Source organism: Rhizobium leguminosarum (assembly GCF_004123835.1).
GTDB classification, from domain to species: Bacteria; Pseudomonadota; Alphaproteobacteria; order Rhizobiales; family Rhizobiaceae; genus Rhizobium; species Rhizobium leguminosarum_M.
On sequence record NZ_MZMU01000011.1, the window covers coordinates 45,787 to 65,642 of the forward strand.

Below are 19,856 nucleotides of genomic sequence, written 5' to 3' on the forward strand. Positions count from 1 at the left end.
CAGAATTCGACCGTAGAACCGGCCGCCGATAGTTCCGCTCTTCGACATACAATCATAATTGTACAGTTATGGATTACGGTACTTATTTCATTTTACATCACCATTTCGCATGACAGGTTAGCGCTAAATTTCTAGCGGCTAGCGAATACGGCGCTGGAGTGCGCCAAAAAGGGAGAGAGAGAATGAAGAAACTATTTCTGGCCGCCATTGCGGCTGTCGCCATGGGCACGAGCGCCTATGCCGACACCATCAAAGTTGGGATCATCGGACCGTTCTCCGGTCCGTTCGCGCTCCAGGGCAAGAACTTCAAGGCCGGCATCGACGCCTATATGGCGGTCAACGGCAACAAGGTCGGCAACGACACTGTCGAGATCGTCTACCGCGACGTGCCGCAGGCCGATCCCGCCCAATCCAAGGCGCTGGCGCAGGAACTGATCGTCAAGGAGAAGGTCCAATATCTGGCCGGCTTCTACTTCACCCCCGATGCCATGGCAGTGACGCCGATCCTGAAGCAGGGCAATGTGCCGATGGTCATCATGAACGCCGCCACCTCGGCGATCGTCACCAAGAGCCCGCTCGTCGTCCGCACCTCGTTTACCACCTGGCAGACCTCGACGCCGATCGCCAAGGTCGCCTTCGACGCCGGCGTCAAGAAGGTGATTTCGGTCGTCAGCGATTACGGCCCCGGGATCGACGCCGAGAACGCCTTCAAGGCCGGCTTCGAAAAGGCCGGCGGTCAGGTAGTCGAGGCGATCCGCATGCCGCTTGCGACCAACGATTTCAGCCCGATCATGCAGCGCATCAAGGATTCCGGCGCTGAGGGCGTCTTCGCCTTCCTGCCGTCAGGTCCGACGACGCTCGGCTTCGTCAAGGCTTACAACGACAATGGCCTGAAGACCGCCGGCATCAAGTTCTTCGCGCCGGGCGATCTGACCCAGGAATCCGATCTGCCGGCGCTCGGCGATGCGGCACTCGGCATCCAGACGACCTTCCACTATGCCGTGTCGCACGATTCTCCGGAGAACAAGGCTTTCGTCGAGGCGGCTGCCAAAGCGATCGGCAACAAGGCCGAACTCTCCTTCCCCGCGGTCAGCGCCTATGACGGCATGTATGTCATCTACAAGATGATCGAGGCGACGGGCGGCAAGCAGGATGCTGAGAAGGCCGTTGATGCGGTCAAGGGGCTTGCCTGGACCAGCCCGCGCGGCCCGGTTTCGATCGATCCGGAAAGCCGTCACATCACGCAGAACATCTATCTGCGCGAAGTGACGAAGGCCGATGACGGGACCTACATCAATAAGGAGGTGCAGACTTTCGAAAAGCAGGGCGATCCGGGTCTGGCGGCTGTCAAATAACATCGAGCGTCAAGACAGGTGACGGGCTTGGCCTGCGATCAGGCCGAGCCCGTCGAAGCAAGGTATTTCCATGCAGACAGTCTTCAGCATAGCCGTCGACGCCCTTGCCTATGGCATGGTGCTCTTCGTGATATCGATCGGCCTTTCGGTGACCATGGGGCTGATGCGTGTCGTCAACCTCGCCCATGGCGCCTTCGCGATGATCGGCGGCTATATCGCCTCCTATGTCGCCCGCGATCTCGGCCTTGGTTATGCCGCGGCGGTCATCGCCGCCGTTGTTATCACCATCATCGTCGCCATTCCGATCGAGCGTTTTCTCTACCGCCGGATCTACGGTGCGCCGGAACTGACCCAGGTGCTGATGACCATCGGCATCACCTTCTGCGTCATCGGCATCGCCAATTATGTCATGGGGCCGACGCTGAAGACCATACCGCTTGCCGGTGCGCTGCAGGGGTCAGCCGATCTCGGCTTCCGCACCATTCCCGTTCACCGGCTTTTCGTCATCCTCTGCGGCCTTGCCGTAGCGCTCGCCCTCTGGTTTACGATCGACAGGACGAGCTTCGGCGTCAAGCTGCGTGCCTCCGTGGATGATGCGGCGATGGCCGCGGCACTCGGTGTGCGCACCGAGATCATCTATGCGGTGAGCTTTGCCGTTGCCGTCGGGCTTGCCGCCTTCGGTGGCGTGGTCGGCGCCGAACTCCTGCCTGTCGAGCCCTATTATGCGCTGCGCTACATGGTGACCTTCCTGGTCGTCGTCTCCGTCGGCGGCGCGGGCTCGATTCCGGGCGCGCTGATTGCCTGCCTGCTGCTGGGCGCGATCGATACGACAGGGCGGTATCTGATGCCGGAATTCGGCGAATTCTTCTTCTATCTCGCCGTGATTGCAATCATCTGCGTCTTCCCGCGCGGCCTTGCCGGAAGGGCGAAATAAGATGGCGCTTGTCATGAACGACGAAAACGAAGGTCTACAGCATCGGCGCGGTTTCATCAGCCGCGATCTTATCGGAATAGCGGTCATCTTAGCCACAGCCGCGATCGGCTATTTCGCCTTCCCCGACAATCTCGCCCTTCTGACCCGGATGATCACGATCGCGCTGTTCGTCCTGTCGCTCGATCTCGTGACCGGTTATTGCGGCGTCGCAACGCTCGGCCATGCAGCACTTTTCGGCTCCGGCGCCTATGCCGCCGGGATCCTGTCGGCGCATTACGGCATCAATGACCCGCTGCTGATGATGCTTGCCGGCATTGCCGGCGGCGCGGTTGCCGGGCTGGCCTGCGGAGCCATCATCCTGCGTGCGCATGGGCTGCCGCAGCTGGTGCTGTCGATTGCGCTGATCAACCTCTTCCATGAATTCGCCAACAAGGCTTCATCCTGGACAGGCGGCAGCGATGGACTTTCCGGCATCGCGCCGGACCCCGTCTTCGGCCTCTTCGAATTCGATCTCTACGGTCACACCGCCTTCTTCTTCGGAATGGCGCTGCTGCTGATCGTCTTCGTGCTGCTGAGGTTTCTGGTTCGCTCGCCCTTCGGCATGCTCTGCCGCGCCATCAAGCAGGACCCACTGCGCATCCGCGCCATGGGCGCCTCGCCGAAGGCAGCTCTGATCAGGATGTACGCAATATCAGGCGCCGTTGCCGGTGTCGGAGGCGCCTTGAACGCGATTTCGACACAGGTCGTCGGCCTCGACAGCCTGTCTTTCACGCAGTCGGCCGAAGCGCTTGTCATGCTGGTCCTCGGCGGCACCGGCTCTCTCTTCGGGGCACTTTCCGGCACCGTCATCTTCATGCTCTTCGAGGACTATGTCTCCGCCGCCAATCCGTTCCATTGGCTGACCATGGTCGGCGCGCTGCTGATCGCCGTCGTGCTCTTTGCGCCGAAAGGTCTCTATGGCACGGCCGCAGACTTCGTTAGCCGCCGCAGGGAGCAGCGCTCATGAGCCCGGTCTTCGAAGTCGCCAATCTTAGGAAAGCCTTCGGCGGCCTTGCCGTCACCAATAATGTCTCGCTGACCATGTCACCTGGCGATCGCATCGCGCTGATCGGCCCGAACGGCGCCGGCAAGACCACCTTCGTCAACCTCGTAACCGGCAATCTCTCGCCCGATTCCGGCGAGGTTCGCCTCGGCGGCGAGATGGTGACGAAGGTCGATGCGATCGGCAGGGTCAGACGCGGTCTTGTCCGCTCCTTTCAGGTGACGCGGCTCTTCCAGGACATGACGCCGGCCGAACATGTGGGACTTGCCGTCCTTCAGCGCGATGGAAAGACCGGGCACATGTTCGGCAATTTCCTGCGTATGCCCGATGTCATGGCCGAGGTCGACGATCTCCTCGGTAAGCTCGGACTGGCTTTCCTGATGCATCGCAAGGTCAGCGAAATCGCCTATGGCCAGCAGCGGCTTCTCGAGATCGCCGTGGCGCTGGCATTGAAGCCGAAAGTGCTGCTGCTCGACGAGCCGGCAGCGGGCGTGCCGCAGAGCGATACCGGCCGCATCGAGCAGGCGCTGGCCGATCTGCCCGCCGATCTCGCCGTGCTGATGATCGAACACGACATGGATCTCGTCTTCCGTTTTGCCAGGCGCGTCATCGTGCTTGCATCAGGCGCGATCATCTTCGATGGCCTGCCGGAAGACGTCACCAAGGATGCGCGCGTGCGCGAGGCCTATCTCGGGAGCTATGCCAATGCCAGCCATATCGCTTGAGGTCGAGAATCTGTCGGCCGGATATGGGCCGACGAGAGTGCTCGAAAACATTTCCTTCTCCGTACCGGCAGGTGCCCGGCTTGCCGTGCTCGGCCGCAACGGCATGGGCAAGACCACGCTGCTGGCGACGCTTGCCGGGCAGACCAGGCGATACGAGGGCAGCATCCGCCTCGGCGATTCGGATGTCACGACGGCACCGAGTGCTGCACGCGCGCATAAAGGCCTCGGATATGTGCCGCAGGCACGCTGCGTCTTTCCGACGCTGACGGTTGAAGAAAACCTCTTCGTCGGCTTGAAGGCGCGACCGAAGACGGCGCTGGAGGAAGCCTATGCGATGTTCCCGCGCCTGAAGGAGCGCCGCCGCAACCTCGGCAGCCAGCTTTCCGGAGGCGAGCAGCAGATGCTCTCCACCGCCCGCACCATTCTCGGCCGCCCCTCCGTCCTGCTGCTCGACGAACCGCTGGAGGGCCTCGCGCCCGTTATCTGCGAGGAACTGATGGCGGCCTTTACCGACCTCGCGAAGACGGGAGACATGACCATCCTGCTGGTCGAGCAGCGCATCCAGAGCGCGCTCGATTTCGCCGACCAAGTCGTCATTCTCGAACGCGGCAGACTGGCCTGGACCGGAACGCCGGAAAATCTCACCAGGGATCACGAGGCTGTCGAGAGCCTGCTCGGGGTCGGCGGCCTGCATTGATCGATAGTCGGCAGAAGCTCGGGCTCTGCTGATTGCTCCCCTTTCGCCTTCAAGATTGCTCTTGGCGCGTCAAGCAATTCATGCAGTATATCGTCATGACGATGTCATGATTGACCTGTCATTATTATCATGCCTGAAAGTTTTCCGCTGGCGGAATTGATGGATCGCCTGAAAAGGCGAGAAACACCATGATCGATGAGGCGGCAGCAATCTAAGACAAGACGTAAATCCTGGTTCATTAACAGGATCGACGTTTATGCGGCTCCCTTTACTTGAATAGTTGAGCTGTAATCGACCGGAATATGTGACGTTGACGGGTTGAATTGCTCTGACGCTCCATCAATTTCGGTTGCCAGATACCCTATAGGGTTGCATAGTCAAAAAGAACACCACACGGGAGGTAGAAATGGCAAACCACAAGCCGGTCGCAGGTGACGTATACCAGCCTATTTTCAACATCGACAATCCGATCGACGGCAACATCTTAGACAATACCAGTTCGGTGGATGTCGACGGAGATCAGGTACGTCTCAACTTCGTCAATGGACAGCGAATTCCGCAACCGGCCGATCCGTACGGGCCTGCCACGACCACCACAGTCGAGGGAAAATACGGCACTCTGACCGTGTATTCCAACGGAAACTACACGTATGAGCTCGATCACACCAACCCGGTGGTAGCAGCGCTCGGCCCGGGAGACCAACTCGTCGACCAGTTCAATTTCAAGATTTCCGATGGCAAAGGCGCCACCGACTTCGGCTTGCTCAACATCGCGGTCGACCTACCGGAACGCGGCGACGTCTTCGTCAATTTCGAGGATGTCGGCAACCACGACTTCCCGACGGGCTACAAAGGCTTCGATTGGGGCGCTTGGTACGATGGTGACGACGCGACTGTGCGGGAGGAAGCGGATGGCAACCACTATCTGGGAGGAGGCGTGTTCTGGACACCCATCCAAGCCGCCGATGGCGGCAACTTTCAGATCGAGCAATTCAGTGTCGCAAACGGCACATCGGACTATGACAACGTTCTGACGATCGAAGGTAAGCTGGACGGCGATACCGTATTCTTGGTCACGGTCAACGTCACCGCCGACAGCATTCATGACCCGCAAGTGATCGATCTCAGCGCCTACGGCGAAATCGACCAGCTCGTGCTCGACACCGAACCCGTCATCAACGAAACGAGCGGCCCGGATTATTACGGCGCGCAATACGACAACTTTCATTTCATCGTTTGATTGATGGGAGAAAGGGCGTCGTATCGCCGAAATCTTTGCATCTTCGCCAAGCCCTCTCTGCTGTGGCTATCTGATACCAATATCTTGCGATAGCTGACCGGGTTGCGTCTTGCTAGCATAGGATCGTGCGAGGAGGCACGGTTATGCTGGGATGGAGGAAATGATGCAGCCAGTCGGGATGAGGTTAGCGGCGATAATGTTCTCGCTTGCCGTATGGGCTATTATTATCGCTGTCGCATCCCACTTTTGGGCGACGAAGATGCCTCTGTTGCTTTTGGCTCTCTACAGATAGGCCTGTCCTCGGCGTTGGCGGAAATGCTGCGGTTGCGCTTCAAAGACCGGGCCGTCCTTTGAAAGAGGATGAAATGACCGAGGCACGGAACGCAATATTCTTCGTCAAATGCAAGGATCGCACGGCCTGGCTTAACCGCGCCCGTCGCGACCCTCGGTCTCCCATTTTGGCTTTCGCATCGCCTTCGTGATTGCCGAAGATACCGACGAGAACGGCACCTTGTCGCAAAAGCCGATTGAGATAGCCGGGCGCCCTGGGGTTCATTTGGCGACGCTGATGACTGCCTTGAACGGCCTTTCCCGGCTTGGCTACATATCCTTTGAGAGAGGCGGGTATAGGCAGCCAAGCAAAATCACGTTGCTGCCGATAGCATCGAAAGGACGCTCCGCCGCGTGACGGCGCCGTGACATTCCGTGACATCTCTGAACAGACTTAGCTGTCACGCTGCCTCCGAACCGTCTTTATTGGGCGTGACTAGTCCTCCCACATTGGCGACCAAGTCGAGCAACCCTGTCTGAATGCTTGGGGCGGTCCGCAATACCGATACACCATTCCATTCGGGGGAAAAGACGCCGTGAACATAATCTGCTGTACGGTCATCGGCAGCCGAATTGCGGTTCCTCATTATCTTGTCCATGCTGTCAAACAAGCTTATTGCACTGCCGAAAGCTCTATGAATATTTATACGGCGATCGACCTGACTTCCATCGCGCTGCATAAATGTTTGCCCAATGAACCAACTGGAGGGTACGCTGCGCTGCGCTGCCGCCCAATCCAACTCACCTGTTCTGTAGAATGCAACGCACAGGGGAAATAGTAGCACCAAATCGAGCGGGATTTTGTGCGGCCAAGCCGAAACCGTGACTTCGATCATTTCGAGAACTTGTTCGATGGCCCTTAGATCAAGGCCGTAGGAAGTGCACCCTGACGTGATGAACTCGACCATGTCATCATCCGGGACCCGAACCTTCTTGCTGTCGATCGTGGCACAAAGTTCTTCAATCCGCCTTTTTGCCGATACGGCGCTGAAGATGTAGGTCCGATCAAAAAAACGCTTCAAGTAGGTGAACCCGTCAAAACCCTGGCCATAGGCGCCGGCTATGCTGTGTCGAAGTTGCTGGGAGTTCGTGGCGAATACGAAGGCAACGCCATCCACCTCAAATAGGTGCTTGATCCTTTCGAGCAGATGAACGGCATAGGACGGCCGGCACCGATCCAACTCATCTACCAAAACGAAAAAGGGAGCTTTCTTCCCAGATTTGTCCAGCGCTACTACCGCCGCCGCTAATTTCTCGCGGAAAGTTTGGATCGCCTTATCGGTTTTTTGGAATTGACCGATAAGCGCCTCAAGCGTTCTATCGAACAGTTTATCGATCTCAGCGACGCCGGTCTCAATCGAGCTGTCGATTGCAGCCTCTGCAGCTTCAGAAACAAGTGAATGATCCGCATCATCGGCTAAAATATCGTCTGCGGTGATGTCGAAGTGCTTCTTCGCTAACGATCTGATTGCCCCACCAGCGGCTTTTACCGCGATGCGACCGCCGTTCGATTTCACGGTCTTCCATGCCGTCTTCACGGCACTGTCCTTTTTGACGTGAGGGCAAAGGCTCGATCGATTGCAGCCATGATAGCAATGTAGGGATCGCCCGCATGGTCGTCCTTCCAAGCGTTAACGTATGCGACCACATGCCCTTCTAATTCCGCCTGCTTCCCAAAACGCTCAAGGAAGAATGATTTTCCGCCTCCCCATTCGGCATCGATATTTAACGAATATGAGCTTCGGCGGCCCAGGCGCTTTCGCTTCGCGACTTCTCCGACAATAAAATTATAAAGAAAGTCGGCCTTCTGGCGGCGGTCAAGCCGATCCGCTTCCCAGATTTGCTCTGTCGTTTTGGCTTCCACCATTTCCCCCATGCCATCAAATGTGCACCCAATTTATGATTGAATTCTTTAGTCCGGGTGTGCAATGCCTGTGAGCCGCAAATGCACTAGGAAATTGCGATTTTGGTTGCCGATTTTTGGGGTCTGGCATCGCTGACTTTATTTGAACCAGGTGATGTTCGGATCGGATCTGCGATCCTTTATTTGCACTAAGGGGATTGGCGATGCGCGTCTATCACTTCATCGACGAGAAATGGGGGCTCGACAACATTCGCCGCCGGCGCCTCAAGATTGCTCGAATATCAGATCTGAATGATCCGTTCGAACTGGAGATTGCCAGCCCCGATCCTACCGTCCGACGGGCATTCAGGCAGACGAAAGCGCAGTTGAATGGGTGGGCGGGTCTACTCTGCTTCAGTCGCGATTGGCGCAACCCCGTCCAGTGGGCGCATTATGGGGATCGACATCGTGGCTTATGTCTCGGTTTCGACATCCCCGATCCCTTGCTAACGACCGTTGTCTATCGATCCCGCCTCTTGAAGGCGGACATGGTCGCGATGAACGGTGCAGATGATCAGCAGTGGGAGTTCTACAAGAAGGTCCTGTCGACTAAATATACTCATTGGAAATACGAAAATGAGGTGCGTCTATTTATAAGGCTCGACGATGAGGACGCGCAGGCCAAGGACCTATACTTTAAGTCCTTCGACAGCGAGATGGCCTTGAAAGAAGTGATCGTCGGCCATCGATCGGAATTGCTTCGCAAAGATCTCATTGATGCGATCGGCGAGAATGCGGCATCAGTCCGGCTTCGGAGAGGCCGTCTTGCATTCAATTCTTATCGTGTGGTGACGCAAAGCAATCCAGCGCTTTGGGAGTAATCTAGAGGATGGTGATGCCGACCGCATTTGCCCGCACGAACGCGGATCTTCCACTAGAAGATGATTAATTCAACGAAGCGATCGTCAGACGATATCGTTAAGGTCGACGTCGAGCGCGAGCGCCTTCATGACATCGGTCGAGCTGATTTCATTTAGAAAATAGTGGTAGCGGAGGAGGGATTTGAACCCCCGACACAAGGATTATGATTCCTCTGCTCTGACCTACTGAGCTACTCCGCCACTGGTCAACGATACCCGCTCGCGAAGCGATGCCGGTTCGTGGGATGAGCGGCTTATAAGGTGCGCTTCGGCTTTGTGTCAAGCGCATGATCGAGAAAAACGGTGGGCTTTGCCGCCTCCCGTTTCCGATGGGTTTCAGGCGGCGACGGGGCTGGCCAAAAGGGCCTTCAGGCAGGCTTCCGCCGAAGGTTCGCGCTCGGAGCGCTCGATGAAACCGCCGCCGAAGACGCGGGCGTTGTCGCCGGGCGCGGAATAAAGCGCGCAGGCCTGGCCGGGCGCAATGCCCGCCTCGCCGACCGTCAGGTCGACATAGGTGCCGGTTGCATCGACATGCAGCACGGCGGGCGCCGGCGCCCGTGTCGAGCGGACCTTGGCGTAGCAGGCAAAGCCTTTGCCGGCGGCGGCTTCCGAAAGCGTCTCGTCGCCCAGCCAGTTGACGTCGCGCAGGTAGACGCGGTGTGTTTCCAGCGCCTCTTTCGGCCCGACGATGACGCGGCGCGAGCGGGCGTCGAGAAAGACGACGTAGAGCGGCTCGCCGGTGGCGATGCCGATGCCGCGGCGCTGGCCGATCGTGAAGTGCAGGATGCCCTCATGGGTGCCGAGCACGCGGCCATCGAGATGGACGATCTCGCCGGCGAGCGCCGCATTCGGCTTCAGCTTGGTGATGACGTCGGAATATTTGCCCTGCGGCACGAAGCAGATGTCCTGGCTGTCGGCCTTCTTGGCAACGACGAGGCCCATCTCTTCGGCGAGCCTACGGGTCTCGGCCTTCGGCAGGCCACCCAGAGGAAAGCGGAGATAATCGATCTGCTCCTGCGTCGTGGCGAAGAGGAAATAGCTCTGGTCGCGGTCGGCATCGGCCGGGCGGAAAAGCGCGCGGCGGCCGGGATTGTCCGGCGAAGGATTCCGTCCCGAGCGGATATAGTGGCCGGTCGCCAGCGCATCGGCGCCGAGCTCCTTGGCGGTCGCCAGCAGATCGGCGAATTTGACGGTCTGGTTGCAGGAAACGCAAGGGATCGGCGTTTCGCCCGCCACATAGCTTTCGGCGAAGGGATTGATCACCGTCTCGCGAAAGCGCTTTTCGTAATCGAGCACGTAATGCGGAATGCCGAGCGTCTCGCAAACGCGGCGCGCATCGTCGATATCCTGGCCGGCGCAGCAGGAGCCGGCGCGGTGAACGGCGGCGCCATGATCGTAAAGCTGCAGCGTGATGCCGAGCACATCATAACCCTGCTGTTTGAGAAGGCCGGCGACGACGGATGAATCGACGCCGCCCGACATGGCAACGACGACGCGGGTCTCTTCCGGCTTCTTGTCAAAATCCAGTGTGTTCAACGATGGTGCCAATTCTGCGCGGTCACGATCCGCCCTTGCGCTGCAATTGCGGCGGATTGCTGATCTCCGGCGGGATCGACCGCCGTCTCTCGATGAGGCACCGATATAGAAAGGATTGTCCCTGGACGCAAGGGGCGGCCTTCGGCAGCCGATAGTTTCGCATTCCCGCACAAAGAAAGGCGCAGCCGAAGCCGCGCCTTGGAAGCAGGGGTGCGGCTCAAGTGCCGATCAGCTTGTTGCAGGCGAATGCGATGCCCGGATTGGCGATAATGGCGGTTACGAGCGCCAGTCCGATCATCGAGAATGAATAGCGTTTCATAGACATCCTCCTTTCCAGCCCGCGACGATTATGCCGCTTCTGCCGCCGTTCTCAAAATGACGAATGCTTGATGGCATCGGGCGGCATGCCTCGCCGGACGGCTGATCCCCAACTGCCGCGCAAGCGCTTCTATATACGAGACGAAGCAGCCTTCAGTACGCAACCATGGATCAGCGCCTCCGCCTCATGCTGCGGCATCGGCCGGCCGAGCAGATAGCCTTGCACCTCGCTGAAGCCTTCGGCGCGCAGCTTCTGCAACTGCTCTTCCGTCTCGATCCCTTCGGCCAGCGTCGTCGCGTTGAAGCCGGAGCCGATGCCAACGACGGCGCGCACGATCGCGAGATTGCCGGCATCCGTCTCGATGCCCGAAACGAAGCTGCGGTCGAGCTTGATCTTGTCGAAGGGAAAGGACCTCAGATAGCTCAGCGACGAATAACCGGTGCCAAAATCGTCGATGGCGATGCGGAAGCCGAGCTCCTTCAATGCGCGCAGCCGCGACAAGCTTTGGTCGGCGTCGGTCAGGAATACGGATTCGGTGATTTCGATTTCAAGCCGGTCAGCATTGAGGCCCGTCTCGTCGAGCGCCGCGACCACCGTCGAAAGCAGGCTCGCATGCCGAAACTGGCTGACGGAGAGATTGACGGCGATCCTCAGATGGCCGGGCCAGCCGGCGGCCGCACGGCAGGCTTCCCGGATCACCCAGTCGCCAATCGGCACGATAAGACCGGTTTCCTCAGCGAGCGGAATGAATTCCATCGGCGCCACCAGCCCGCGTTTGGGGTGGCGCCAGCGGATCAGCGCCTCGAAGCCGCCGATGCCGTCATTGTCGAGCTGCACGATCGGCTGGTAATGCAGCTCGAACTGCCGCTTCTCCAGCGCTTCCCACAGTTCGGCGGTCATCACGTGCCGGCGCTCGGCGGCAAGCCGCATCTCCGTCTCGTAGAAACGATAGGTCGAGCGCCCGTTCTCCTTGGCGGCATAGAGCGCCAGATCCGCATGCCGCATCAGCACATCCGCGTCGCCGGCATGATCCGGCGCCAAGGCGATGCCGATACTGCAGGTGACATGCTCCCGGGCGCCGTCGAGATCGAAGGCATGGCTCAGCGTCTTGAGCAGCCGCTGCGCAAAGCGGCCGGCCCGTTCCGGCTCGTCGAGCTCCAGCACGACGGCGAATTCGTCGCCGCCGAGACGGGCGACGAGATCGCCCTCCTCCGCCAGCTGCAGCAGCCGCTCCGACACTTGGCAAAGCAGCGCGTCGCCGGCGGCATGTCCCTTGCTGTCGTTGATATGCTTGAAGTGATCGACGTCGATATAGAGCAGCGCGATCGGCCAGCGGGCGGTCGCCTCGACCGCCCGCTGGCCGATATGTTTGGAAAATGCTGCCCGGTTCGGCAGGCCGGTGAGCGAATCATGCATGGCGAGATGCGCAAGCTTTGCCTCGACGGCGCGCTCCTCCGTCACGTCCTGCGAGATGCCGAGCAGATAACGCGGCGCATGGCCCTCCGGCGTCGGCAGGGCGCGCTTGACGGTGCGCAGGAGGCGCGGCGCACCGTCGGCGCGCAGCATCGTCTCCTCGAAGCTGATCGCCGTATTGGCTTCGAAGGCCCGGCGGTCCTGATCGCGGAAGGCGTCTGTCTGACTGGGAGGAAACAACGCCCGGTCGGTTCGGCCGACCACGTGCTCCGCCCTCATGCCGACAATGTCGCCGCAAGCCTCGTTGAAGAGAACGTAAAGCCCGTCCGCTTCCATGTCCTTGACGAAGACGCCGACCGGCAGGTTGTCGACGATGCTGTCGAGAAGCGAGCGCGTATCGCTGATCTGGCGTCTGGCGGCATTGACCTCGGTGCGGTCCTGCACGATCGCCAGGATCGCGGCCCGGCCCTCGAAACGCACTTCTCGGCCATAGGTCAGCACTTCGAAGGTCTCGCCACTCGCCTTGAGGTGAACCCAGCGTTCTGCCTTTTCCATGTCGGTACGGCCGCTGACGGCGTCGCTCATCCGCTCCCGCTCATGCTCAGGGCGGATATCCAGAACCGTCATGCGCCGGTATTCGTCCGCGCCGTAGCCGTAAAGAGCTGCCGCTGCCTCATTGACGATGAGAAAACGCAGCGATGCCGGATCATAGACCCACATCGGCGACGGATGCGTCGCAAACAATGACCGGAAGTCGTCGCTTAATGCTTCGGTCTGCTCGGTGTTCTGCAAGAGGGCCATGGAATTTCGCGTGCGGTTGATGCCGATGTCAGGGGTATACCGAGAAAAGTTAAATAAAATCAGAATCATAATCGGGGTTAAACTTTAGGCTTCCGCCTTCAGAATGTGCAAAGCGACGGTCTGCTGTCACGATCTCGGCCCTTGACAAAATAATTTGGGCGTCGCGGAACAATTCCGTCGATCGTGCGTTGCGGGGTGATCGATGTCGCATTCGAATTGCTGAGGAGGGTTTCATGGGCAGGTTCGGCACGACGACGGATTACAGCAGAATCAGACATTGGATCGAGGCGCGCGGCGGCCATCCCGCTCGCATCAAGAACGCACCGGACAGCGAAACCGTCCGCGTCGATTTTTCCTCTGAAACGCAGGAAGAGATTTCCTGGGACGAATTCTTCCAGGGTCTCGACGGCAGCAGGCTCGCCTTCCTTCACCGCACGAAGGCTGAAGACGATGCCGCCCGTTTCGGCAAAATCCTCCGCCGGAAACGCCGGCACCACTAAGATTCACCTTGCTCCTGACGCAGCAAAAACCCGACGCTGCTCCCGCACCGGTCAGTTTGTTGACAAAGTCTCCTCCGTCATGCTCGGTCTTGTGCCGAGCATCTGACCGCCCTAACTATTCTGGAAGAAAAGTATTTATTTTCAAACACTTAATTGACAATGGGCAGATCCTCGGCACGAGGCCGAGGATGACGTTGCAGGTTTGGCAGCAGCAAAAACCCGGCGCCGTTCCAGCGCCGGGTTTTTCATTTCCTCGGGAGGAAAAACTCAGTCGATATTGAAGGTCAGCGGCTTTGCCTGGCGAACCGCCTGGTGGGCGGTCAACTCAGCAAGCACGGCGTCATCAACCTTGCCGTCGACATAGAGCAACGCGATGGCGTCGCCGCCCTGTTTGTCGCGGCCGAGCTGGAAGTTGGCGATGTTGACGCCGGCAGCACCAAGCGTCGTGCCGATGAAGCCGATCATGCCGGGAACGTCGGTATTGGTGATATAGATCATGTGCGAGCCGACATCGGCATCAAGGTTGATACCCTTGATCTGGATGAAGCGCGGCTTGCCGTCCGAAAACACCGTGCCGGCGACTGAGCGTGTCATGCTTTCGGTCGTCACCGTCAGCTTGATATAGCCGTCAAAGACACCTGTCTTGTCGCGCTTGACCTCGGAAAGCACGACACCCTTTTCCTTGACCATGATCGGCGCCGAAACCATGTTGACGTCGGCAACCTGAGGGCGGATGAGGCCGGCGAGCACAGCGCTCGTCAGCGCCCGCGTATTCATGTTGGCGGTGATGCCGTCATAGAGGATTTCGATTTCCTTGATCGGCTCTTCGGTGACCTGGCCGACGAAGGCGCCGAGAACGTCGGCGAGACGAATGAAGGGCTTCAGGATCGGCGCTTCCTCAGCCGTGATCGACGGCATGTTGATGGCGTTGGAGACCGCACCATTGACAAGGTAATCCGCCATCTGTTCGGCGACCTGCAAAGCGACGTTTTCCTGAGCCTCGGTCGTCGAGGCGCCGAGATGCGGCGTGCAGACGACGTTCGGCAGGCCGAAGAGCGGGCTTTCCTTGGCGGGCTCGACCTCGAACACGTCGAAGGCGGCACCCGCGACATGGCCCGACTTGATCGCCTCGGCAAGCGCTGCCTCATCGACTAGGCCACCGCGGGCGCAGTTGATGATGCGCACGCCGGGCTTGGTCTTCGCCAGTGCTTCCTTGTTGAGGATGCCGCGCGTCTTGTCGGTCATCGGCACATGCAGCGTGATGAAGTCGGCCCGGGTGAAAAGCTCTTCCAGCTCGACCTTGGTGACGCCCATCTCTTCGGCGCGCTCCTTGGAGAGGAACGGATCGTAGGCGACGACGTGCATCTTCAGGCCGATGGCCCGGGCGCAGACGATCGAACCGATATTACCGGCGCCGATGACGCCGAGCGTCTTGCCGGTGATCTCGACGCCCATGAATTTCGACTTCTCCCACTTGCCGGCCTGCGTCGAGGTATCGGCTGCCGGAAGCTGGCGGGCGACGGCGAACATCAGCGCGATCGCATGTTCGGCCGTCGTGATCGAGTTGCCGAAGGGCGTGTTCATCACGATGATGCCGCGGCGCGAGGCGGCCGGGATATCGACATTGTCGACGCCGATGCCGGCACGGCCGACGACCTTGAGGTTCGTCGCCCCCTCGATGATCTTTTCCGTCACCTTGGTGGCGGAGCGGATGGCCAGGCCATCATACTTGCCGATGACTTCGAGCAGACGGTCTTTGTCCTTGCCGAGCTGCGGTTCGAAATCGACTTCGACGCCGCGGTCGCGAAAAATCTGGACGGCGGTTTCCGACAATTCGTCGGATACGAGAACGCGAGGTGCCATTGTGGCCTCCTTCAAAAGTGTTCAGCGATGAATGAATGGAGATGCTAGGCTCCGCCCGATGGCGGAGCCGAATGCGATCAGGTCAGGCGGCAGCCTGAGCAAGCTGCGCCTTCTGGGTTTCGAAAGCCCAGGAAAGCCAAGGCATCAGCTTCTGCATATCGGATGCCTCGATCGTGGCGCCGGCCCAGATACGCAGGCCGGACGGCGCGTCACGGTAGTGGCCAACGTCATAGGCGACACCTTCCTTTTCCAGGAGGCCGACCAGACCCTTGGCGAAATTCGCCTGGCCGTCGTCGTCAAGCGCTGCGATGTCCTTGTCGACGATCTTCAGGCAGACGGAGGTATTGGAGGCCGTTTCCGCCTTGACGGCAAGATTGGCGATCCAGTCGTTAGCCGCGACGAAATCGTGGATGACCTTGGCATTGGCATCGGCACGCGCGATCAGCCCCTTGAGGCCGCCGAGGCCCTTGGCCCAGACAAGCGCATCGATATAGTCCTCGACGCAGAGCATCGACGGTGTGTTGATCGTCTCGCCCTGGAAGATGCCTTCCGTCAGCTTGCCGCCCGAGGTCATGCGGAAGATCTTCGGCAGCGGCCAGGCCGGCGTGTAGGTGACCAGACGCTCGACGGCCCGCGGCGAAAGAATGATGACCCCGTGGGCGCCCTCGCCGCCCAGAACCTTCTGCCAGGAGAAGGTGACGACGTCGAGCTTGGCGAAATCGAGTGCCTGCGCGAAAGCGGCCGAGGTGGCGTCGCAGATCGTCAGGCCCTTGCGGTCAGCCGGGATGAAATCGGCATTCGGCACGCGCACGCCCGAGGTGGTGCCGTTCCAGGTGAAGACGACGTCGCGGTCGAAATCGACGGCGGAGAGATCGGGAAGCTCGCCGTAACCGGCTTCGAGCTTGCGAACATCCTTGAGCTTCAGCTGCTTGACGACATCGGTGACCCAGCCGGCGCCAAAGCTTTCCCAGGCGAGCATATCGACGCCGCGTTCGCCGAGCAGCGACCAGAGCGCCATTTCGACGGCGCCGGTGTCGGAAGCCGGAACGATGCCGATGCGGTAATCCGCCGGCACTTCGAGAATTTCACGGGTAAGGTCGATGGCCTGCTTGAGCTTGGCCTTACCGACCTTCGCGCGGTGCGAACGGCCAAGGGCCGCGTCGGAAAGGGCTTCGAGCGACCAACCGGGGCGCTTCGAGCAGGGGCCAGAAGAAAAATGGGTATTGTGCGGACGGATGTCCGGCTTTGCGGTCTTCGCCATGATGCTATCCTCTCAGATAGAAAGCCCTTCGTTGGGGAAGGGTGTCCCGCCGCCGTGTGTATGGATCCGGCGCGTCATAGTCAAGATCGAAGTGTCGCGGTCGGAACATATTTTGACGCAGAGCGGTAAGGCCGCAATACGAAAAGCCGCCCGGTTGGGGGCGGCTTCTGGTGTCAGGGGGATCTGGCTTACTTGTAGACCGGCTGCTGCAGCGGGATTTCCGGCGGCGGTTCGTAGCTGGCCTGGGCGCAACCGCCGAAGAGATAACGGGCGCCGACGCGGGCTTCGTGGACGCTGAGGCCCTTGTCGCGGCCCGGGCCGCCGTTTTCGGCATAACCGAACATGTTGCCGCCGTCGATATGCAGGTAACGGTAACCGACGTCGGCCTTGACGTTGCAGGTCACGTCGATCGAGGCGCCGGCCATGAGCGCGTAGGTGAAGCGCCAGTTGCCCTTGCCGCCATGGGTGACCTGGTCGTCGCAGAAGCTGCCGTCATCGGCGCAGGCAACGTTGCGCAGGTTCTTCCACTTCACGTAAGAACCACCGATACCGGCGCCGACATAAGGCGTGACGTAGCCGTAGGTGCCGAGATCGACATAGGCGTTGGCGAGCAGCGTATAGGCTGTCAGCGAAGAGCGGTCGCTTGAGGTGCAGTCCACCAGCGGAAAGCCGCACTGCCCAACCGTCGAGCCCTTGAAATCCGCCTGGGTGAGATAGTCGAAGGTCAGATCGGTGCGCAGATAGCTGTTGATCTGATAGCCGACACCGCCGCCGATCGTCCATGCGTCGTCGAGGTCGGCGTCGTCGAAATCGACTTCCGTGGCGTTACTGCCCTGGAAGTAGCGCGCGCCGCGCAAATCGGTGAAGGCATAACCGACGTCGCCGCGCAGATACCAGCCGGTCGCTTCGGTGACCGTCACTTCAGGCGGCTGCTCAGGAATAGGCTCGGCAGGAGCGAAGTCCGCGGAATAGGCGTTTGTCGCGATCAACAATGCGGCGAAAACGCCGGACAAGCTTCTTTTCATGGATCTCACTCCAAAATCCCGTTACGTCGGCAGGCTCAATCGCCGCCAATCTGGTACGCTTCGTATGGATAATGAATGGGAAACGTTAAAAGCTGCTTAACCACGCTTGTTTACCTTGATGCCCGGACATCTCCTTCCGCCTCGATCCCCTCGTCTCCCCTGGGGAAAGGTGCCGGATGGATAAGGGATCGGCGAATCGGTCTGCCCGGCACAAGATGAATAGCAATGCCGGGATTCGACCGCACCGGCATCGTCTCGAACCCATTGGAGCGCGGGGCACGGCCGCAGACAGGCAAATACGCGAGGGACGCGCGGTGCGGCCCCCTCATCCGCCCTACGGGCACCTTCTCCCCGAGGGGAGAAGAGGAAATCGAGACGTTGCGGCATATCTCTTCTCCCCTCGGGGAGAAGGTGCCGGCAGGCGGATGAGGGGGCCGCAGAAACCGGTCTACCCAACACGCTCACTCGAGGTTCGATCGCATCGGCTTTCGAGACTTCGTCGCGAAAAAATCAGGCGGCGGTACGGACGTTCGAGATCGTGCCGATCAGCTCGTTGACGATGCGCTCGATCTGGGCGCGGTCGTCGCCTTCGGCCATGACGCGGATCAGCGGTTCGGTGCCCGAGGGGCGGATGACGAGGCGGCCGTTCCTGGCAAGCTCGGCTTCGGCATCGGCGATCGCCTTCTGCACCTGGATATCCTCCAGCGGCTTGCCGCCGCCGATGCGGACATTGCGCAGGAGCTGCGGCACCGGCTCGAAGCGGCGGCAGACCTCGCTGACGGTCCGGCCGGTGCGCTTGACCGCGGCCAGGATCTGCAGGGCGGCAACGAGACCGTCGCCGGTCGTGCCGTAGTCCGAAAGCACGATGTGGCCGGACTGCTCGCCGCCGACATTGTAATTGTGCTGGCGCATATGCTCGACGACATAACGATCACCGACCTTCGTCCGGGCAAGGCCGAGACCCTTGTCCTCGAGGAAACGCTCGAGGCCAAGATTGGACATGACGGTCGCAACGATCCCATTGCCGCGCAGCTGCTGGCTCTCGGCCCAGCTCTCGGCGATGACGGCCATCAGCTGGTCGCCGTCGACGATCGAGCCGTTCTCGTCGACGATGATGACGCGATCCGCATCGCCATCGAGCGCGATGCCGATATCGGCGCGCACCTCGTCGACCTTCTTCTGCAGCGCGACGGGGCTGGTGGAGCCGCAATTCAGATTGATGTTGGTGCCGTTCGGCTCGTTGCCGATGGTGACGACGTCAGCACCGAGCTCCCAGAGCACGGCGGGCGCCACCTTGTAAGCGGCGCCATTGGCGCAGTCGATCGCAATCCTCAGGCCCTGCAGCGTCACATCGCGTGGCAAGGTGCGCTTGGCATGTTCGATATAGCGGTCATGCACGCCGTCGACACGCTTGGCGCGGCCGATATCGTCGGATTTGGCAAGCTGCGCGTTCAGGTCTTTTTCGAGCAGATCCTCGATCTCGGCCTCGATATCGTCGGAAAGCTTGTAGCCATCGGGACCAAAGAGCTTGATGCCGTTATCCTCGTAAGGATTGTGCGAAGCCGAAATCATCACGCCGATATCGCAGCGCAGCGAGCGCGTCAGCATGGCAACAGCTGGTGTCGGGATCGGGCCGAGAATAAAGGCATCGAGGCCTGCGGCCGTGAAGCCCGCGACCATGGCGTTCTCCAGCATATATCCGGAAAGGCGCGTATCCTTGCCGATGACGACGCGGTGGCGGTGGTTGCCGCGGCGGAAGATCGTGCCGGCGGCAATGCCGACCCGCATGGCGAGATCCGGCGTCATCGGGAAGACGTTGGATTGGCCGCGAATGCCGTCCGTACCGAAATAGCGTCTTTTCATCTGCACTCCTGTGCTTTCCGCGCGCCATTCAAGGCAGCGCACCGTTCCAAGCGAATCCGGCTTCAGTGGAATGTCGTCAATCCAGCAGCGTGATTCATGCTTGCCTCAATTCAGCGGAATGCCACAAAATGCGGCGAACGGCACGTAAATTAGCAAGAAAAATGATTATATCCCGTTACCAATAGAAAA

16 protein-coding genes and 1 tRNA gene are annotated in these 19,856 nt (G+C 59.8%); 8 read left to right on the plus strand and 9 right to left on the minus strand.

What is annotated here, in order from left to right:
* The first annotated feature begins 182 nt into the window (after positions 1-182).
* The 6 genes from B5P46_RS15945 (at position 183) to B5P46_RS15970 (ending at position 5,993) form a co-directional block, all read left to right on the plus strand.
* Entirely contained in the window at positions 183-1,355 is a 1,173-nt protein-coding gene (locus B5P46_RS15945; RefSeq protein WP_129419503.1) for an ABC transporter substrate-binding protein, read from the plus strand.
* Between the two features lie 70 nt (positions 1,356-1,425).
* On the plus strand, positions 1,426-2,289 hold the full coding sequence (locus tag B5P46_RS15950) for a branched-chain amino acid ABC transporter permease (protein WP_026158858.1): 864 nt from the start codon (positions 1,426-1,428) through the stop codon (positions 2,287-2,289).
* Between the two features lies 1 nt (position 2,290).
* On the plus strand, positions 2,291-3,295 hold the full coding sequence (locus tag B5P46_RS15955; RefSeq protein ID WP_129419504.1) for a branched-chain amino acid ABC transporter permease: 1,005 nt from the start codon (positions 2,291-2,293) through the stop codon (positions 3,293-3,295).
* Complete coding sequence (locus tag B5P46_RS15960) at positions 3,292-4,056, plus strand: ABC transporter ATP-binding protein (protein ID WP_129419505.1); 765 nt, start codon at positions 3,292-3,294, stop codon at positions 4,054-4,056. The genes B5P46_RS15955 and B5P46_RS15960 overlap by 4 nt, the downstream gene beginning before the upstream one ends.
* Positions 4,037-4,753: an ABC transporter ATP-binding protein gene (locus B5P46_RS15965; RefSeq protein WP_129419506.1), complete on the plus strand. Its 717-nt coding sequence runs from the start codon at positions 4,037-4,039 to the stop codon at positions 4,751-4,753. The genes B5P46_RS15960 and B5P46_RS15965 overlap by 20 nt, the downstream gene beginning before the upstream one ends.
* Positions 4,754-5,159: 406 nt before the next feature.
* A complete protein-coding gene (locus tag B5P46_RS15970) occupies positions 5,160-5,993 on the plus strand; it encodes a VCBS domain-containing protein (RefSeq protein ID WP_129419507.1) in 834 nt (277 codons plus the stop codon).
* A gap of 731 nt (positions 5,994-6,724) precedes the next feature.
* Here the strand turns inward: B5P46_RS15970 and B5P46_RS15975 are convergent.
* Positions 6,725-7,861, minus strand: coding sequence for a P-loop NTPase fold protein (locus B5P46_RS15975; RefSeq protein WP_206735359.1), 1,137 nt, complete (start codon positions 7,859-7,861; stop codon positions 6,725-6,727).
* Entirely contained in the window at positions 7,858-8,190 is a 333-nt protein-coding gene (locus B5P46_RS15980) for a P-loop NTPase fold protein (protein ID WP_164986501.1), read from the minus strand. Before B5P46_RS15980 ends, B5P46_RS15975 begins: the two co-directional genes overlap by 4 nt.
* A 200-nt stretch (positions 8,191-8,390) precedes the next feature.
* Here B5P46_RS15980 and B5P46_RS15985 point away from each other — a divergent pair, with 200 nt between their 5' ends.
* Positions 8,391-9,047 (plus strand): DUF2971 domain-containing protein, encoded by a 657-nt coding sequence (locus B5P46_RS15985; protein ID WP_129419510.1) that lies wholly within the window; start codon positions 8,391-8,393, stop codon positions 9,045-9,047.
* A gap of 163 nt (positions 9,048-9,210) precedes the next feature.
* Here B5P46_RS15985 and B5P46_RS15990 read toward each other — a convergent pair.
* From B5P46_RS15990 to B5P46_RS16000, 3 genes are all read right to left on the minus strand, one after another.
* Positions 9,211-9,287 (minus strand) — tRNA-Met (locus tag B5P46_RS15990).
* A 135-nt stretch (positions 9,288-9,422) separates the two neighbouring features.
* Positions 9,423-10,622: a tRNA 2-thiouridine(34) synthase MnmA gene (gene mnmA / locus B5P46_RS15995; protein ID WP_129419511.1), complete on the minus strand. Its 1,200-nt coding sequence runs from the start codon at positions 10,620-10,622 to the stop codon at positions 9,423-9,425.
* Between the two features lie 448 nt (positions 10,623-11,070).
* On the minus strand, positions 11,071-13,224 hold the full coding sequence (locus B5P46_RS16000) for a putative bifunctional diguanylate cyclase/phosphodiesterase (RefSeq protein WP_129419512.1): 2,154 nt from the start codon (positions 13,222-13,224) through the stop codon (positions 11,071-11,073).
* 164 nt (positions 13,225-13,388) lie between these two features.
* Here B5P46_RS16000 and B5P46_RS16005 point away from each other — a divergent pair, with 164 nt between their 5' ends.
* Complete coding sequence (locus tag B5P46_RS16005; RefSeq protein WP_129419513.1) at positions 13,389-13,655, plus strand: hypothetical protein; 267 nt, start codon at positions 13,389-13,391, stop codon at positions 13,653-13,655.
* Positions 13,656-13,922: 267 nt separating this feature from the next.
* Here B5P46_RS16005 and serA read toward each other — a convergent pair whose 3' ends face one another.
* The 4 genes from serA to glmM all read right to left on the minus strand — a co-directional run bounded on the left by serA (position 13,923) and on the right by glmM (position 19,667).
* Entirely contained in the window at positions 13,923-15,518 is a 1,596-nt protein-coding gene (gene serA, locus B5P46_RS16010; RefSeq protein ID WP_129419514.1) for a phosphoglycerate dehydrogenase, read from the minus strand.
* An 82-nt stretch (positions 15,519-15,600) separates the two neighbouring features.
* Positions 15,601-16,779 carry a phosphoserine transaminase gene (locus B5P46_RS16015; RefSeq protein WP_077979585.1) on the minus strand — a complete coding sequence of 393 codons (1,179 nt, stop codon included), beginning with the start codon at positions 16,777-16,779 and terminating at the stop codon, positions 15,601-15,603.
* Between the two features lie 188 nt (positions 16,780-16,967).
* Entirely contained in the window at positions 16,968-17,804 is an 837-nt protein-coding gene (locus B5P46_RS16025) for an outer membrane protein (RefSeq protein ID WP_129419516.1), read from the minus strand.
* Positions 17,805-18,314: 510 nt separating this feature from the next.
* Complete coding sequence (gene glmM, locus B5P46_RS16035; protein ID WP_129419518.1) at positions 18,315-19,667, minus strand: phosphoglucosamine mutase; 1,353 nt, start codon at positions 19,665-19,667, stop codon at positions 18,315-18,317.
* Between the last annotated feature and the right edge of the window lie 189 nt (positions 19,668-19,856).

Coding starts and splice junctions, on each gene's coding strand:
- B5P46_RS15945 (WP_129419503.1), top strand. CDS start 183: ATGAAGAAACTATTTCTGGCCGCCATTGCGGCTGTCGCCATGGGCACG.
- B5P46_RS15950 (WP_026158858.1), top strand. CDS start 1,426: ATGCAGACAGTCTTCAGCATAGCCGTCGACGCCCTTGCCTATGGCATG.
- B5P46_RS15955 (WP_129419504.1), top strand. CDS start 2,291: ATGGCGCTTGTCATGAACGACGAAAACGAAGGTCTACAGCATCGGCGC.
- B5P46_RS15960 (WP_129419505.1), top strand. CDS start 3,292: ATGAGCCCGGTCTTCGAAGTCGCCAATCTTAGGAAAGCCTTCGGCGGC.
- B5P46_RS15965 (WP_129419506.1), top strand. CDS start 4,037: ATGCCAGCCATATCGCTTGAGGTCGAGAATCTGTCGGCCGGATATGGG.
- B5P46_RS15970 (WP_129419507.1), top strand. CDS start 5,160: ATGGCAAACCACAAGCCGGTCGCAGGTGACGTATACCAGCCTATTTTC.
- B5P46_RS15980 (WP_164986501.1), bottom strand. CDS start 8,190: ATGGTGGAAGCCAAAACGACAGAGCAAATCTGGGAAGCGGATCGGCTT.
- B5P46_RS15985 (WP_129419510.1), top strand. CDS start 8,391: ATGCGCGTCTATCACTTCATCGACGAGAAATGGGGGCTCGACAACATT.
- B5P46_RS16000 (WP_129419512.1), bottom strand. CDS start 13,224: ATGATTCTGATTTTATTTAACTTTTCTCGGTATACCCCTGACATCGGC.
- B5P46_RS16005 (WP_129419513.1), top strand. CDS start 13,389: ATGGGCAGGTTCGGCACGACGACGGATTACAGCAGAATCAGACATTGG.
- serA (WP_129419514.1), bottom strand. CDS start 15,518: ATGGCACCTCGCGTTCTCGTATCCGACGAATTGTCGGAAACCGCCGTC.
- B5P46_RS16015 (WP_077979585.1), bottom strand. CDS start 16,779: ATGGCGAAGACCGCAAAGCCGGACATCCGTCCGCACAATACCCATTTT.
- B5P46_RS16025 (WP_129419516.1), bottom strand. CDS start 17,804: ATGAAAAGAAGCTTGTCCGGCGTTTTCGCCGCATTGTTGATCGCGACA.
- glmM (WP_129419518.1), bottom strand. CDS start 19,667: ATGAAAAGACGCTATTTCGGTACGGACGGCATTCGCGGCCAATCCAAC.